General features: G+C 64.4%; 13 protein-coding genes. 6 read left to right on the top strand and 7 right to left on the bottom strand.

Annotation, left to right across the window (positions count from 1 at the left end):
- Nucleotides 1–73 precede the first annotated feature (73 nt).
- The 6 genes from pgi (at nucleotide 74) to HMPREF2924_RS11680 (ending at nucleotide 8,848) form a co-directional block, all read left to right on the top strand.
- Nucleotides 74–1,738 carry a glucose-6-phosphate isomerase gene (gene pgi / locus HMPREF2924_RS11705; RefSeq protein WP_003100194.1) on the top strand — a complete coding sequence of 555 codons (1,665 nt, stop codon included), beginning with the start codon at nucleotides 74–76 and terminating at the stop codon, nucleotides 1,736–1,738.
- A 193-nt stretch (nucleotides 1,739–1,931) separates the two neighbouring features.
- Nucleotides 1,932–3,869, top strand: a complete 1,938-nt coding sequence (gene acs / locus HMPREF2924_RS11700; protein ID WP_003135230.1) for an acetate--CoA ligase — start codon at nucleotides 1,932–1,934, stop codon at nucleotides 3,867–3,869.
- Between the two features lie 97 nt (nucleotides 3,870–3,966).
- The gene (locus tag HMPREF2924_RS11695; RefSeq protein WP_003109315.1) at nucleotides 3,967–4,848 is read left to right on the top strand and encodes an oxygenase MpaB family protein; all 882 of its coding nucleotides are present in this window, start codon (nucleotides 3,967–3,969) and stop codon (nucleotides 4,846–4,848) included.
- A 124-nt stretch (nucleotides 4,849–4,972) separates the two neighbouring features.
- A complete protein-coding gene (locus tag HMPREF2924_RS11690; protein WP_003135232.1) occupies nucleotides 4,973–8,239 on the top strand; it encodes a DUF748 domain-containing protein in 3,267 nt (1,088 codons plus the stop codon).
- A gap of 4 nt (nucleotides 8,240–8,243) precedes the next feature.
- The gene (locus tag HMPREF2924_RS11685; RefSeq protein WP_003125381.1) at nucleotides 8,244–8,537 is read left to right on the top strand and encodes a DUF2845 domain-containing protein; all 294 of its coding nucleotides are present in this window, start codon (nucleotides 8,244–8,246) and stop codon (nucleotides 8,535–8,537) included.
- Complete coding sequence (locus HMPREF2924_RS11680) at nucleotides 8,534–8,848, top strand: DUF2845 domain-containing protein (RefSeq protein ID WP_003135234.1); 315 nt, start codon at nucleotides 8,534–8,536, stop codon at nucleotides 8,846–8,848. Before HMPREF2924_RS11685 ends, HMPREF2924_RS11680 begins: the two co-directional genes overlap by 4 nt.
- Nucleotides 8,849–8,911: 63 nt before the next feature.
- On the opposite strand, the gene HMPREF2924_RS11675 is transcribed toward HMPREF2924_RS11680, so the two are convergent.
- The 7 genes from HMPREF2924_RS11675 to infB form a co-directional block, all read right to left on the bottom strand.
- The gene (locus HMPREF2924_RS11675; protein WP_003095174.1) at nucleotides 8,912–9,109 is read right to left on the bottom strand and encodes a CsbD family protein; all 198 of its coding nucleotides are present in this window, start codon (nucleotides 9,107–9,109) and stop codon (nucleotides 8,912–8,914) included.
- A gap of 49 nt (nucleotides 9,110–9,158) precedes the next feature.
- Entirely contained in the window at nucleotides 9,159–9,503 is a 345-nt protein-coding gene (locus HMPREF2924_RS11670) for a BON domain-containing protein (RefSeq protein WP_003095177.1), read from the bottom strand.
- Nucleotides 9,504–9,775: 272 nt separating this feature from the next.
- A complete protein-coding gene (gene pnp, locus HMPREF2924_RS11665) occupies nucleotides 9,776–11,881 on the bottom strand; it encodes a polyribonucleotide nucleotidyltransferase (RefSeq protein ID WP_003095181.1) in 2,106 nt (701 codons plus the stop codon).
- A 173-nt stretch (nucleotides 11,882–12,054) separates the two neighbouring features.
- Nucleotides 12,055–12,324: a 30S ribosomal protein S15 gene (rpsO, locus tag HMPREF2924_RS11660; protein WP_003095184.1), complete on the bottom strand. Its 270-nt coding sequence runs from the start codon at nucleotides 12,322–12,324 to the stop codon at nucleotides 12,055–12,057.
- Between the two features lie 95 nt (nucleotides 12,325–12,419).
- Nucleotides 12,420–13,334 carry a tRNA pseudouridine(55) synthase TruB gene (gene truB / locus HMPREF2924_RS11655; RefSeq protein ID WP_003135237.1) on the bottom strand — a complete coding sequence of 305 codons (915 nt, stop codon included), beginning with the start codon at nucleotides 13,332–13,334 and terminating at the stop codon, nucleotides 12,420–12,422.
- A gap of 2 nt (nucleotides 13,335–13,336) precedes the next feature.
- Nucleotides 13,337–13,726, bottom strand: a complete 390-nt coding sequence (gene rbfA, locus HMPREF2924_RS11650; protein ID WP_003095188.1) for a 30S ribosome-binding factor RbfA — start codon at nucleotides 13,724–13,726, stop codon at nucleotides 13,337–13,339.
- A gap of 102 nt (nucleotides 13,727–13,828) precedes the next feature.
- On the bottom strand, nucleotides 13,829–16,351 hold the full coding sequence (gene infB, locus HMPREF2924_RS11645; protein ID WP_070700489.1) for a translation initiation factor IF-2: 2,523 nt from the start codon (nucleotides 16,349–16,351) through the stop codon (nucleotides 13,829–13,831).
- Nucleotides 16,352–16,373 lie beyond the last annotated feature (22 nt).

Here is a 16,373-nt window from a genome sequence, read left to right as displayed (position 1 = left end):
TAAAGCCCGGTTTCATCCGGGCTTTTTCATGTTCAAATAAGTGCGCCATCGAATTCCAACCAGAAGGTCAGCCATGAAGCACCACCTCACTCCGCTGGATGCCACGCAACTCGACAGTTGGCGCGCCCTGGCCGCCCATCGCCAGGAACTGCAGGACTTCAGGATGCGCCAGGCGTTCATCGACGATCCGGAGCGCTTCAAGCGGTTTTCCTTCAGCGCCTGTGGACTGTTCCTCGACTTCTCGAAGAACCTGATTCGCCAGGACACCATCGACCTGCTGGTGAAGCTGGCCGAGGAGGCACGGCTGAGCGACGCGATCAGGGCGATGTTCGACGGCGAGGCGATCAATGCCTCCGAACGCCGGCCGGTACTGCATACCGCGCTGCGTCGACCGATCGGCGACAAGGTGCTGGTCGATGGCGTCGACGTGATGCCGGAAGTCCACCGCGTCCTGCACCAGATGACCGAGCTGGTGGGCTACGTGCACAACGGCCTGTGGCGCGGCTATACCGAAAAGCCGATCACCGACGTGGTGAACATCGGCATCGGCGGCTCCTTCCTCGGCCCGCAACTGGTATCCGAAGCCTTGCTGCCGTTCGCCCAGAAAGGCGTGCGCTGCCACTACCTGGCGAACATCGACGGTAGCGAGTTCCATGAACTGGCCAGCCGCCTGAACGCCGAGACCACCCTGTTCATCGTTTCCTCCAAGTCCTTCGGGACCCTGGAAACCCTGAAGAACGCCCAGGCCGCACGCGCCTGGTACCTGGCCCAGGGCGGCACCGAGGAAGAGCTCTACCGCCATTTCATCGCCGTCTCCAGCAACAAGGAAGCCGCGATCGCCTTCGGCATCCGCGAGGAAAACATCTTCCCCATGTGGGACTGGGTCGGCGGCCGCTACTCGCTGTGGTCGGCCATCGGCCTGCCGATCGCCATGTCCATCGGCATCTCCAACTTCAAGGAACTGCTGTCCGGTGCCTACAACATGGACCAGCACTTCCAGACCGCGCCGTTCGAACGCAACATCCCGGTGCTGCTCGGCCTGCTCGGCGTCTGGTACGGCGACTTCTGGGGCGCGAACAGCCACGCGATCCTGCCCTACGACTACTATCTGCGGAATATCACCGACCACCTGCAACAACTGGACATGGAGTCCAACGGCAAGAGCGTGCGCCAGGACGGCACGCCGGTCACCAGCGGCACCGGGCCGGTAATCTGGGGTGGTGTCGGCTGCAACGGCCAGCACGCCTACCATCAGTTGCTGCACCAGGGCACCCAGTTGATCCCGGCGGACTTCATCGTCCCGGTGAGCAGCTACAACCCGGTGGCCGACCATCACCAGTGGCTGTACGCCAACTGCCTGTCGCAGAGCCAGGCGCTGATGCTCGGCAAGAGCCGCGAGGAGGCCGAGGCCGAACTGCGCGCCAAGGGCCTGCCGGAAGCCGAAGTGCAGCGCCTGGCGCCGCACAAGGTGATCCCGGGCAACCGACCGAGCAACACCCTGGTGGTCGAGCGCATCAGCGCCCGCCGCCTCGGCGCGCTGATCGCCATGTACGAGCACAAGGTCTACGTACAGAGCATCCTCTGGGGCATCAACGCCTTCGACCAATGGGGCGTGGAGCTTGGCAAGGAACTCGGCAAGGGTGTCTATTCGCGCCTGGTCGGCAGCGAGGAAACCCCGGCCGAGGACGCCTCCACCCAAGGCCTGATCGACTTCTTCCGCGGCCGCCATCGCGGCTGATCCGCCCCTCCCCAAAGCCCGGCCCTAGGCCGGGCTTTTTCATTCCGCCCTGCGATTGACCCCGGCGCCTTCCCCGCTCGCGCCTTTGGCACTTGAACATGGCACTCGCCTGGCCCACCCTTGGTCGAACCTGAAGAGGGGCCGCGTGCGGTCTCTCGACACCTTGCGGAGCAGAAAAACAAAGGAAACCGCCATGTTCGAGATCAGCGTCCACCCGGTGCCGGACGCCGTCCGCCAGCGTGCCTACCTGAACGACGACGACTACCAGCGCCTGTACCGCCAATCCGTCGAGAACCCCGACGAGTTCTGGAGCGAGCAGGCCAAGGCCTTCCTCGATTGGTTCAAGCCCTGGCACAGCGTCCACCACGGCGACCTGAGGAAAGGCCAGGCCACCTGGTTCAAGGGCGGCCAGTTGAACGTCGCCTACAACTGCATCGACCGCCACCTGGAACGCCGCGGCGAACAGATCGCGATCGTCTGGGAAGGCGACAACCCCAGCGAATCCGCGCACATCACCTACCGCAAGCTGCACCACAACGTCTGCCGCCTGGCTAACGTGCTGAAGAGCCGCGGCGTGGAAAAGGGCGACCGGGTCTGCATCTACATGCCGATGATTCCCGAGGCCGCCTACGCCATGCTCGCCTGCGCCCGCATCGGGGCGGTGCACTCGGTGGTGTTCGGCGGCTTCTCGCCGGACTCGCTGCGCGACCGCATTCTCGATGCCGACTGCCGCACCGTGATCACCGCCGACGAGGGCGTGCGCGGCGGCAAGTACATCCCGCTGAAGCAGAATGTGGAAAAGGCGCTGAAGGACTGCCCGGACGTCTCCACCGTGGTGGTAGTCGAGCGCACCCAGGGCGACATACCCTGGGTCGAAGGCCGCGACATCTGGTACCACGAGGCGCTCCACGCGGCCTCAGCCGACTGCCCGGCGGAAGCGATGGACGCCGAGGACCCGCTGTTCATCCTCTATACCTCCGGCAGCACCGGCAAGCCGAAGGGCGTATTGCACACCACCGGGGGCTACCTGCTCGGCGCGGCGATGACCCACAAGTACGTGTTCGACTACCACGATGGCGACGTCTACTGGTGCACCGCCGACGTCGGCTGGGTCACCGGACACAGCTATATCGTCTACGGCCCGCTGGCCAACGGCGCCACCACCCTCATGTTCGAGGGCGTGCCCAACTACCCGGACGCCTCGCGCTTCTGGCAGGTGATCGACAAGCACCAGGTGAATATCTTCTACACCGCGCCGACCGCGATCCGCGCGCTGATGCGCGAAGGCGACGCCCCGGTCCGCCAGACCTCGCGCAGCAGCCTGCGCCTGCTCGGCTCGGTGGGCGAGCCGATCAACCCGGAGGCCTGGGAGTGGTACTACCAGGTGGTCGGCGAGAAGCGCTGCCCCATCGTCGATACCTGGTGGCAGACTGAGACCGGCAGCATCCTGATCACCCCGTTGCCCGGCGCCACTGCGCTAAAGCCAGGCTCGGCGACCCGCCCGTTCTTCGGCGTGCAACCCGTGCTGCTCGACGAGAAAGGCAAGGAAATCGACGGCGCGGGCAGCGGCGTACTGGCGATCAAGGCCAGTTGGCCGAGTCAGATCCGCAGCGTCTACGGCGACCACCAGCGGATGATCGACACCTACTTCAAGCCCTACCCCGGGTATTACTTCAGCGGCGACGGCGCGCGCCGCGACGAGGACGGCTACTACTGGATCACCGGCCGGGTCGACGACGTGATCAATGTCTCTGGACACCGGATCGGCACCGCCGAGGTCGAGAGCGCGCTGGTCCTGCACGATGCGGTGGCCGAGGCGGCGGTGGTTGGCTGCCCGCATGACGTGAAGGGCCAGGCCATCTACGCGTTCGTCACCCTGATGGCCGGCAGTCAGCCCAGCGAGGCGCTGCAACAGGAATTGCTGGCCCTGGTCGGCAAGGAGATCGGCAGCTTCGCCAAGCCGGATCACCTGCAATGGGCGCCCAGCCTGCCGAAGACCCGCTCCGGCAAGATCATGCGGCGTATCCTGCGCAAGATCGCCTGCAACGAGCTGGACAGTCTCGGCGATACCTCGACCCTGGCCGATCCGGGAGTGGTGCAGGGGTTGATCGACAATCGCCTCAACCGCTGACCCGCGCAACCGTCCCGCCGCCCTGCGGCGCGGGACGGTTCCAGTCGCTCCGGCGCCTGGGTTAAGCTCGTACCTGCCCCGTCGTAGCGGGCCCCCCATGGAAAGCGTCCGTCGCCATATTGAAAGCCAGGTGCTGAGCCTTACCGGGCTCGCCGTCGGCGGTGTCGACTTCGAATCGCCGAAAGGCGATCCGGGCCTGTTCGGCCCCGACGCCGCCTGCTGGAAGGTCCACGGCGACTTCAGCAGCATGATGATCGGCGGCATCGGCGCGCTGCTCCTGCAGATGCTCCATCCGCTGGCCCTGGCGGGGGTGTGGGACCACTCCAATTTCCGCGACGACCTGCTCGGGCGCCTGCGTCGTACCGGTCAGTTCATCTCGGCCACCACCTACGGCCCGCTGGCCGATGCCGAGCGACTGATCGAGCGGGTCCGGCGCATCCACGAAAGCGTCATCGGCCAGTTGCCCGACGGCACGCCCTATTCCGCCAGCGACCCGGACCTGCTGACCTGGGTGCATGTCGCCGAGGTCAGCAGCTTTCTCAAGTCCTACCTGCGCTATCTCAATCCCGACCTGCCGGGCAGCGAGCAGGACCGTTACTACTCGGAAATCGCCCTGGTCGCCGAACGCCTCGGCGCCCGCGCGGTACCGCGCGACCGCGAGCAGATCGCCGCCTACCTGGAGGCGATGCGTCCGCGGCTGCGTTGCGACGAACGCACCCGTGAAGTGGTGCGGATTCTCTTCAACGCGCCGGCGCCCAGCACCCTGGCCAGGCCGTTCGGCGCGCTGATGCTGCGCGCAGGCGCCGAGCTGTTGCCGGAATGGGCCGGATCGATGCTCGACCTCCCGTTCAGTCCGCTGCAACGCCGCCTGATCCGCGGCAGCGTCAGGCGCAGCGTACCCTTGCTGCGCTGGGCGGTGCGCAACGCTTCGATGCATCGAGCCTGCCGGCGCATGGGGCTGCCGCCGGTGAGCCACTGAACTTTCGTGCCGTGACAGCAAGAATACCCGTCCAAAGGCTCTGAAACGGCGCGAATCACGGTCGGAACCTTGAGGCCGTGCCATACTCCAACGCACCGCTTAGAACGGAAAACGAAAGAGAGCCATGCCCAAAGGACTGAAACGCGCTGTCAGCGCCCTGCTGATCACCTTCCTCGTCTATTGCCTGCTGGGCTTCCTGCTCATACCCGGCATCGGGCTGCGCGTCGCCAACCAGCAACTGGCGCAATACGCCACCGTCCCCGCACGTCTCGAACGTATCGAATTCAACCCCTTCAGCCTGGAATTGACCCTCTGGGGTCTGCGCCTGGGCGACGAGAAGAACCCCCAGCTGGCCTTCCGCCGGCTGTACGCCAACCTGCAGCTGGACAGCCTGTGGAAACGCCAGCTGCACCTGGCCGACGTCGAGCTGGAAGGTCCGCATACCGAACTGCTGTTCGACGAGAAGGGCCAGCTCAACCTGGCCAGCCTGTTCAGGATCCCGCCGAGCGAATCGCCCGAGCCGGAACAGCCGAGCGACCCGTTCCCGCTGCGCATCGACCGCATCCAACTGGCCGAGGGCAGCCTGCACTTCCAGGACCTGCGACCGAGCGAGCCGGTGGACTTCAGCTTCGATCCGCTGGGCTTCGAGCTGCACAACCTCAGCACCCTGCCCGACGACGGCGCGAAGATGACCCTGGTCGCCACCGGCCCGAACGGCGGCCGCCTCGACTGGGAAGGCGACCTGACCCTGGTGCCGATCACGTCCAGGGGCCACCTGAGCGTCAAGGATATCCAGCTCAAGGCCTGGTGGCCCTATGTCCGCGACAATGCCCCGCTGGTGCTGGAGAACGGCGTGGTCAGCCTCTCCAGCGACTATCGCCTGGACCTGTCCAAGGACACCCAACTGCTGCTCGACAAAGCCGCGCTGAAACTCGCCGACTTCAGCATCAATTCGCCCCAGGGCAAGCCGCTGGCCAAGCTCGCCAGCCTCGACGTGGCCGCTACCACCCTGGACCTGGCCAAGCAGGAAGTGGTGCTCGGCGAAGTCCGCAGCCAGGGCCTGGAGGCCTGGGCCGCGCGCGAGAAGGACGGCCAGCTAGACTGGCAGAAACTGTTCGCCGACTTCACTCCGCCGCCACGCAAGGCGCCTGCGCCCAAGCCGGCGGAAAACACCGATCCCGCCGCTGCCCCGGCCGACGCGGCGCAGACCACCCGCGAACCGGCAACCGACGGTGCCGCCAAGGCAGCCGCGATAGCCTCGGGCGACGCGGGCAAGGACAGGCCTGCGGAGAAGGACGCCAGCGTCGCCGAGACGGAAAGGGCAACGGACGACAAAGAGTCCGCCAAGGTCGCGGAAGGCACTGCCGACAAGGTAGCCAAGCAAGAGACGAGCAAGGCTCCGAAGACCGGCAAGGCAACCGGGCAGGAAACGGCCAAGACTGCGGAGATCGACAAGGCGGCCAACGACAAGCCGCAACAGCTCGCCGGCACTGCAAAGACGCCTCCGCCGGAAAGTACGAAAGCCGCCGCGGAGACGCCCGCCAAGCCCTGGCACATCGTCCTGCGCGACGCCCAGCTGCGCGGCTACAAGGCGCACCTGGTGGATCGCCAGCCGGCCACCGAGGTCCCGCTGGAAGTCGGCCCGCTGGACCTCGACCTGCAGAACGTCGACAGCCTCGGCAAGACCCCCTTCGACCTCAAGCTCAAGACCGGCCTCGGCAACCGCGGCCAGGTCCAGGCCAGCGGCCAGGTGGTGCTCGACCCGGTCAGCGCCAGGCTCAAGGTCAGTACCCGCGACATCGACCTGCGCGTGGCCCAGGCCTACATCTCGCCGTTCATCCGCCTGGAACTGCGCAGCGGCTTCCTTGGCAGCGAGCTGGCGGTCGACCTGAAGAGCGTCGAGCCGCTGGCCTTCAGCGTCGACGGCAGCGCCGAAGTCAGCCAGTTGCATACCTTGGATACCATCAAGGACCGCGACTTCGTCAAATGGACCAAGCTGACCCTCAACGGCCTCGCCTACCGACACGAGGACAGCCTGTCGATCCAGAGCGTGTCCTTCGAGGAGCCCTACGCCCGCTTCATCATCAACGAAGATCGCAGCACCAACGTCAGCGAGCTGATCATCCCGCAACCGGCTAGTTCGTCCGGCAAGGCCGCCGCCGAAAGCAAGAACGCGCCGGCGAGCAAGCCGCTGGGCATCCACATCGGCGGCGTACGGATCAACAACGGCTCGGCGAACTTCGCCGACCTGACTCTGATGCCGCCGTTCGGTACCGCCATCCAGCAGCTCAGCGGCGAAGTCGGCACCCTCGACACGCGCAACTCGCAGCCGGCCAAGGTGGACATCAAGGGCAAGGTCGACAAGTACGCACCGGTGACCATCGCCGGCGAACTGGACCCATTCGACCCGCTGAAGAAGCTCGACATCACCACCAGCTTCAAGCGCGTCGAGCTGACCACCCTGACGCCCTATTCCGGCAAGTTCGCCGGCTACCGCATCCGCAAGGGGCGACTCAACCTGGACCTGCACTACCAGATCGAACGCAGCCAACTGAAGGCGGAAAACAAGGTCCTGCTGGAAGGCCTGCAACTCGGCGAGAAGGTCGACAGCCCGGATGCCGTGGACCTGCCGGTGAAGCTGGCGGTAGCCCTGCTCAAGGACACCAAGGGCAACATCGATATCCAGTTGCCGGTGGCCGGTGATCTGAACAACCCGGAGTTCAGCGTCATGCCGATCGTCTGGCAGACCCTGCGCAACCTGGTCCTGCGCGCCGTGCAGGCGCCGTTCAAGTTCATCGCCGGCCTCGCCGCCGGCGGTAACGAGGATCTCGGCACGGTACCCTTCGCCGCGGGCAGCGACGAGCTGACGCCGGAAGCCCAGGCCAACCTCGACAAGCTCGCCGATGCGCTCAAGGAGCGGCCGGCGCTGCGCCTGGAAGTGGAAGGCGTGGCCTCCGCCGCGGCTGACGGTCCCTCGATCGGCGCCAAGCGTCTCGAACTGGAATACCAGAACACCTACTACCGCATGCTCCAGCGTCGCGGCGACAAGGTCCCGAGCGACGCCAAGCAACTCGAGGTACCGGAGAACATGCAGGCACCGCTGCTCGAAGGCATCTACCGGACCCGCCTGAAGCAGCAGCCACCAGCCGAGTGGAAAGAACTGGACAGCGACGAACGCACCGCGAAGATGCGCGAAGCGGTGATCGCTTCCTGGGCCAAGAGCCAGGTGCTGCTGCGCCAGATCGGCCAGGCCCGGGCCACCCGGATCAAGGATTACCTGGTGGAGAAAGGCCAGTTGCCGGACGATCGCATCTACTTGATCGACGTCAGTTTCGCCGAAGGCGAAGTCAAGGGTAATGTCGACACCCAATTGCACCTGGATAGCGAGTGATACCTTGCACAAGCGATTCGCCGCCCTCGCGGCCCCCCTGCTCTTCCTCGCCTGCGCTAGCGCGCAGGCCGACACCATGCGTTGCGGCAGCGCGCTGGTCAGCGTCGGCGACCGTGCCTTCGAAGTACAGCAAAAGTGCGGCGATCCGGATCACCGCGACGACGTCGGCTATACCCTGGGCAGCTACGATCGGCGGGAATTCAAGGTCGAGGAGTGGGTGTACGGCCCGCGCAACGGCGTGACCTACATCCTGACCTTCGAAGCCAACAAGCTGAAACGCATCGAGTTCAAGCGTTGAATCGCTCGCTTCCGCGTACCGGCCTGGTGGCGCTGCTGTCCCTGCTGCCATTGGCACATGCGCAGGCCGATTCGCTGCGTTGCGGCAGCCGCCTGGTCAGCACCGGCGACAGCAGCGCCGACGTTCTTGCGCGCTGCGGCGAGCCACGCAGCCGCGACAGCCTGGGTTATCGCGAGGTCGTCGGGGAATGGGGCAAGCGCTACGAGGTCGAGGTCCAGGAATGGATCTATGGCCCATGGAACGGCATGCTGTATTTCGTCCGTTTCGAGGGCAACCACCTCAGCGCCATCCAGAGCCGGCGCGGCGACTGAATCCAGCGCCCATGAAAAAGCCCCGCCGGGCAATCTATCCCGGCGGGGCTTCTTTCTACCTGCTCACAGGCGGTCGCTGAAGTCGCGAACTTCCTGTTCAGCCCTTTCCTTGGACCAGCCATAGCGTTCCTGCAGCTTGCCGACCAGGTATTCGGCATGTCCGTCGGCAGCCTGGAGATCGTCGTCGGTCAGATCGCCCCAACGTTCCTTGATCTTGCCGGTGAGTTGCTTCCACTTACCTTTGATCACATCGGAATTCATCGGTCTTCCTCCTGGTGACGAGGGAAAAGGGGTCGTTCGGCCCGGGCGCTTACTCGACCGATTTCAGGCCATCGGCGGAAACGGCTTTCACGCCCTTGATGCCCTTGGCGGTCTCGATCGCCAGGTCACGCTCGGCATCGCTCTTCACGTTGCCGGAAAGGGAAACCACACCTTTGTTGGTCTCGACCTTGATATCGACGCCACTGACATTCTTGTTGGCGATCAGGCTGGATTTCACCTTGCTGGTGATCCAGGTATCGGAAACCGCTTCTTCGGTTTTCTGCATAGTGTCGTTGGCCGCCAGGCTGATGGGCTGGGCAGCGAACGCATTGGCCATCGAGAAGCTCAGAGCAGTGGCAGTAGCAGCGGCAATAGCGAGTTTGCTGAATTTCATTGCGGTTTCTCCTATGGATTTCGAAAAACTGCAGCCATTCCTGGCGTCAGTTGCATAGTAGATATCGCAAGCGCTGTGCCAGTTTTCCTCTAAAATAAAATCCTTTAAAAACAATAAGTTAAAAAACAGGCTGGAAGCGAGACGGTTGCAGAATGCCGAATTGGCGATGACAGGGCTTGCAAAATGCAAGGATTCGCCCCCTTCGCCGAGAAGCGTGTCGCGGAAACGAAAACAGGGCCCGAGGGCCCTGTTTTCATCGATCACGACTCGACTTACACGCCGGAAGCTTCGGCGGCAGCCACGTCCTTGATCGACAGCTTGATGCGGCCACGGTTGTCCACGTCGAGCACCAGGACCTTCACTTCCTGGCCTTCCTGCAGCACGTCGGTGACCTTGTCGATGCGCTTGTCGCTGATCTGCGAGATGTGCACCAGGCCGTCCTTGCCCGGCAGGATGTTGACGAAGGCACCGAAGTCGACGATGCGCTCCACCTTGCCGACGTAGATCTTGCCGATCTCGGCTTCCGCGGTGATCGCCAGGACGCGCAGCTTGGCGGCCTCGGCGGCTTCCTTGGTTTCGCCGTAGATCTTCACGCTGCCATCGTCCTCGATGTCGATCGAGGCCTTGGTCTCTTCGCAGATACCACGGATGGTCGCGCCGCCCTTGCCGATGACGTCGCGGATCTTGTCCGAGTCGATCTTCATCTGCAGCATGGTCGGGGCGTTCTCGGACAGCTCGGCGCGCGGCTTGGCGATGACCTGGTTCATCTGGCCGAGGATGTTCAGGCGAGCTTCCAGGGCCTGGCCCAGGGCGATCTCCATGATCTCTTCGGTGATACCGTTGATCTTGATGTCCATCTGCAGGGCGGTGACGCCCTTGTCGGTACCGGCAACCTTGAAGTCCATGTCGCCCAGGTGGTCTTCATCACCGAGGATGTCGGTCAGGACGGCGAACTTCTCGCCTTCCTTGACCAGGCCCATGGCGATACCGGCGACCGGCGCCTTGACCGGCACACCGGCATCCATCAGCGCCAGGGAGGCGCCGCACACGGAGGCCATCGAGCTGGAACCGTTGGACTCGGTGATCTCGGAAACCACGCGAATGGTGTAGGGGAACTCGTCCTGGGTCGGCAGCATGGCAGCGACGCCACGACGGGCCAGACGGCCATGGCCGATTTCACGACGACCCGGGCTGCCCATGCGGCCGCACTCGCCTACCGAGAAGGGCGGGAAGTTGTAGTGCAGCATGAAGGCGTCCTTGCGCTCGCCTTCCAGGGTATCCAGCAACTGGGCATCGCGCGCGGTGCCGAGGGTCGCGACGACCAGGGCCTGGGTTTCGCCACGGGTGAACAGCGCGGAACCGTGGGTCTTGCCGAGCACGCCGACTTCGATGCGCAGCGGACGCACGGTACGGGTGTCACGACCGTCGATACGCGGCTTGCCGTTGACGATGTTCTCGCGAACGGTGCGGTATTCCAGCAGGCCGAATACGTCCTTGACCTCGGAAGCCGGGAACTTGCCCTCTTCCTCGCCGGCGAACAGGGCCACGGCCTGGTCGCGCAGCTCGCCCAGACGGTTGTAGCGGTCCTGCTTGATGGTGATGGTATAGGCCTGGGAGATCGCTTCGCCCAGCTCTGCCTTGATGGCGTTGACCAGCACGGTGTTTTCCGCCGGGGCTTTCCAGTCCCAGGCCGGCTTGCCAGCTTCGGCGGCCAGCTCCTTGACGGCACGGATCACCGCCTGGAACTCGTCGTGGGCGAACAGCACGGCACCGAGCATCTGGTCTTCGGTCAGTTCGTCGGCCTCGGACTCCACCATCAGCACGGCGTCTTCGGTACCGGCCACGACCATGTCGAGGCTGGAACTCTGCAGTTGCTCGTAGGTGGGGTTGAGGATGTAGCCGATTTCCGGATGGAAACCGACGCGGGCGGCGCCGATCGGGCCGGCGAACGGAATGCCGGAGATCGCCAGGGCGGCGGAGGTACCGATCATCGCGGCGATGTCCGGATCGGACTTCTTGTTGGTGGAAACGACGGTGCAGACGACCTGCACTTCATTCATGAAACCTTCGGGGAACAGCGGACGGATCGGACGGTCGATCAGGCGCGAGGTCAGGGTTTCCTTCTCGGAAGGACGTCCTTCACGCTTGAAGAAACCGCCGGGGATACGGCCTGCGGCGTAGGTCTTTTCCTGGTAGTGCACGGACAGCGGGAAGAAGTCGCGGCCTTCGGCCGGCGACTTGGCGCCGACCACGGTGACCAGCACGCTGACGTCGTCCATGGTGACCAGTACGGCGCCGGTGGCCTGGCGAGCGATACGGCCGGTCTCGAGAGTGACGGTCGACTGACCGAACTGGAATTGCTTGGTTACCGGGTTCACGGTGTCTTTACCTTCTATGTTGCCTTGGGGGAAATCGGTGGAATGCCGGGAGTCGGACCCGAATCGATTCCTAGAAAGCGCGAAGCTGGAAGCCCGACGCCGATACCCGCCTCGTGTGCGGGTATCGACGCCAGACTTCCAGCTCCTTGCTTCAAGCTGCCGACCGGCGTCGCTTAGCGACGCAGACCCAGACGGCCGATCAGGGCAGTGTAGCGAGACACGTCTTTGCCCTTCAGGTAGTCCAGCAGCTTACGGCGCTGGTTAACCATACGGATCAGACCACGGCGGGAATGGTGATCCTTGCCGTTGGCCTTGAAGTGATCCTGCAGCTTGTTGATGTTGGCGGACAGCAGGGCTACCTGCACTTCCGGGGAACCGGTGTCGCCTTCAGCTTGCTTGTATTCGTTAACGATCTGCGCTTTTTCTTCAACGCTCAGTGCCATGATGGGCTTCCTCTGAGTGAACAGGCCGGGAATCGCTTCCCGTGTTTTAAAAGGAGGAATGACCGTGCCTGCTGACAGCCACCCTCGTATCGGTCTTATGACCGAATCAGTCGACGCGGGGCGATACGCCCGTCGTCGGTCACTTCACCGATACCGATGAAACGACCTGTCTGATCCTGCACCCGCAACCAGCCGAACTTCGGCGCTTCCGGGGCCCGCACCGGCTGCCCGTGCAGCCAGTAGTACGCACTGTGCTCGGACAACTGCAACACCGGCCAATGCAACAGGCCGCTGTCTTCCGGCATCAGGAATTGGTCCAGCGCTTCCGGACCACCTTCGGCATGCACGCGTTCGAGCGTCTCGAGGGTGATCGCCTGGGCCAGGGCGAACGGCCCGGCCTGGGTCCGCCGCAGTGCCGCGACGTGCGCGCCGCAGCCCAGGACCTGGCCAAGATCTTCCACCAGCGTACGCACGTAGGTGCCTTTGCTGCAGGAAACGGCCAGGGTCGCACAGGGCGGCTCGAAGGAGAGCAAATCCAGGCGCGTAATAGTAACAGAACGCGCCTCGCGCTCCACTACCTCTCCTGCACGGGCGAGCTTGTACAGCGGCTGTCCGTCTTTCTTCAGCGCCGAGTACATCGGCGGCACCTGCTCTATGTCGCCACGGAAGCGCGGCAGGGCCTGTTCGAGATCGTCCCGACCGACGGTCACGTCCCGCTCGGCGAGCAGTTCGCCCTCGGCGTCGCCGGTGGTGGTGGTGATGCCCATGCGCATCACCGTCTCGTAACCCTTGTCGGCATCGAGAAGATACTGGGAGAACTTGGTCGCCTCGCCGAAGCACAGCGGCAGCACCCCGGTGGCCAGCGGGTCGAGGCTGCCGGTGTGGCCGGCCTTCTCGGCATTGAGCAGCCAGCGGACTTTCTGCAGTGCCTGGTTGGAACTCATGCCGCGAGGCTTGTCGAGCACCAGGATGCCGCTGATGGAGCGGCGGATACGCTTCACCTGGGCCACGCTCAGTCCTCGGTCTCGTCGCCGTGGCGGCGGCCGTCTTCGGCCACCGCACGTTCGATCAGCGCGGACAGCTCGGCGCCGCGGCGGATGCTTTCGTCGTAGTGGAAATGCAGTTGCGGCACGCTGCGCAGCTTCATCGACTTGCCCAGCAACATGCGCAGGTAGCCGGCGGCATCGTTGAGGATTTCCATGTTCAGGGCGATCTTGCCGGCATCGTCCTGGCCCATGACGGTGATGAACACCTTGGCGTGCGCCACATCGCGGCTGACCTCGACACCGGTGATGGTGACCAGGCCCAGGCGCGGGTCCTTGATCTCGCGCTGGATCAGTTGAGCCAGTTCGCGTTGCATCTGATCGCCGATACGCTGGGTACGGCTGTAGTCTTTTGCCATTTTTCAACCTGCCTCCAGCGACACCCGGCCACTGGAAAAAAAAGCGACAAACGCCCGGGACAGCTGGAAGCCGGCCCGGGCGCTGTGGTTACGCACTCGCCATCAAAGGCTGCGTGCGACTTCGACCTTCTCGAACACTTCGATCTTGTCGCCGACCTTGACGTCGTTGTAGCTCTTCACGCCGATGCCGCACTCCATGCCGGCACGCACTTCGGCGACGTCGTCCTTGAAGCGACGGAGAGACTCCAACTCGCCTTCGAAGATGACCACGTCGTCGCGCAGTACGCGAATCGGACGGTTGCGGTGCACCATGCCCTCGGTGACCATGCAGCCGGCGATCGCGCCGAACTTCGGCGAGCGGAACACGTCGCGTACCTCGGCGATGCCCAGGATGTTCTCCCGCAGATCGCTGCCGAGCATGCCGGTCAGGGCCTTCTTGACGTCCTCGATGATGTCGTAGATCACGTTGTAGTAACGCATATCCAGACCTTCGGCTTCGACGATCTTGCGCGCGCCGGCGTCGGCACGCACGTTGAAGCCGAACAGCACCGCGTTGGAAGCCAGCGCCAGGTTGGCGTCGGACTCGGTGATGCCACCGACGCCACCACCGACCACGCGGACCTGCACTTCGTCGTTGCCCAGGCCGCTGAGCGAGCCTTGCAGAGCCTCGAGCGAACCGCGCACATCGGCCTTGAGGACGATGTTCAGGGTCTTCTTCTCTTCCTGGCCCATGTTCTCGAAGATGTTTTCCAGCTTGCCGGCATGGGCACGCGCCAGTTTCACCTCACGGAACTTGCCTTGACGGAACAGGGCGACTTCGCGGGCCTTCTTCTCGTCGGCGACCACGGTCATCTCGTCACCGGCATCCGGCGTACCGTCCAGGCCGAGGATCTCGACCGGGATCGACGGGCCGGCTTCCTTGATCGGCTTGCCGTTCTCGTCGAGCATGGCGCGGACACGACCGTAGTTGATGCCGACCAGCACCATGTCGCCCTGGCGCAGGGTACCGTCCTGGACCAGCACGGTGGCCACCGGGCCGCGTCCCTTGTCCAGGCGCGACTCGACTACCACGCCACGGCCCGGGGCCGACGGAGTGGCTTTCAGTTCGAGCACTTCCGCCTGCAGCAGGACCGCTTCGAGCAGTTCATCGACGCCAGTACCGAGCTTCGCCGAAACCGGGACGAAGGGAGCGTCGCCGCCCCACTCTTCCGGGATCACGTCGAGAGCGGCCAGGCCGTTCTTGATGTTGTCCGGGTTGGCCTCGGGCTTGTCGATCTTGTTCACCGCGACCACGATCGGCACGCCCGCCGCTTTCGCGTGCTGCACGGCTTCCTGGGTCTGCGGCATGACGCCGTCGTCGGCCGCGACCACCAGGATCACGATGTCGGTCGCCTGGGCGCCACGGGCACGCATCGCGGTGAACGCGGCGTGGCCGGGGGTATCCAGGAAGGTCACCATGCCACGCTCGGTTTCGACGTGGTAGGCACCGATATGCTGGGTGATGCCACCGGCCTCGCCCGCGGCGACCTTGGCGCGACGGATGTAGTCGAGCAGCGAGGTCTTGCCGTGGTCGACGTGGCCCATGACGGTGACGACCGGCGCGCGGGTGACCGCCTCGCCTTCGAACTTCAGGGACTCGGCCAGTTGTTCTTCCAGCGCGTTCTCGCTGACCAGCTTGACCTTGTGGCCCAGCTCTTCGGCGACCAGTTGGGCGGTCTCCTGGTCCAGGACCTGGTTGATGGTCACCGGGGAGCCCATCTTGAACATGAACTTGACGACTTCGGCGCCCTTGACCGACATCTGGGCGGCCAACTCGGCTACGGTGATGGTCTCACCGATGTTCACTTCACGCACGATCGGTCCTGTCGGGTTCTGGAACCCGTGCTGGTTGCGCTTCTTCAGCTTCGACTTGCCACCACGACCGCCGCGACGGTAACCATCGCTTTCCTCGTCGGTGCTGCGTGGAGCCACGCGCGGAGCAGGAACCTTTTCCTTCTCCTTGACCGAGGGACGGTGCTGGGTGTGCTTGCGGTCGCGGCGGTCATCGTCCTCGTCACGCTTGGGCGCGCGGCGCGGCTCTTCCTTCTTGCGTTCTTCCACGGCGGCAGGCTTGGCCACCGGTTCGGCAACCGCGACATCCGCCACCACGGCAGGCTCGGCACCGGCAGTAGCCGCTGCTTCCTGGGCAGCCTTGGCACGCGCAGCTTCCTCGGCCTTGCGCGCTTCCTCTTCGGCACGCTGGCGGGCAGCGGCCTCTTCGGCCTTCAGACGCTCCGCCTCTTCCGCCGCGCGCTGCTCCTCGAGTTCGCGCTGGCGCTCGGCCTCGATCTCGTCGGGGCTGCGCTTGACATAGGTTTTCTTCTTACGAACTTCGACGCTCACCGTCTTGCTGCCACCCACTTTCAGCGTGGTAGCGGTCTTGCGTTGCAGGGTGATCTTGCGCGGCTCGCTGGCGCGATCGCCATGGCTGCCTTTCAGGTGGGTCAGCAGGGCTTGTTTCTCGCTATCCGTTACAACTTGTTCGGCACTGGTGTGCGGCAGACCTGCGTCACGCATCTGCAGCAGCAGGCGCTCCACCGGTGTGTCGACCACCTGGGCCAGTTCTTTCACCGTGACTTGCGTCATGCACTTCTCTCCTCAGGCCGCG

Origin of the sequence: Pseudomonas sp. HMSC063H08 (assembly GCF_001813645.1) — a bacterium.
Lineage (GTDB): Bacteria > Pseudomonadota > Gammaproteobacteria > Pseudomonadales > Pseudomonadaceae > Pseudomonas > Pseudomonas aeruginosa.
Note: the sequence above shows the minus strand (reverse complement) of the source record. Positions and strands in the feature narration are given on the sequence as shown.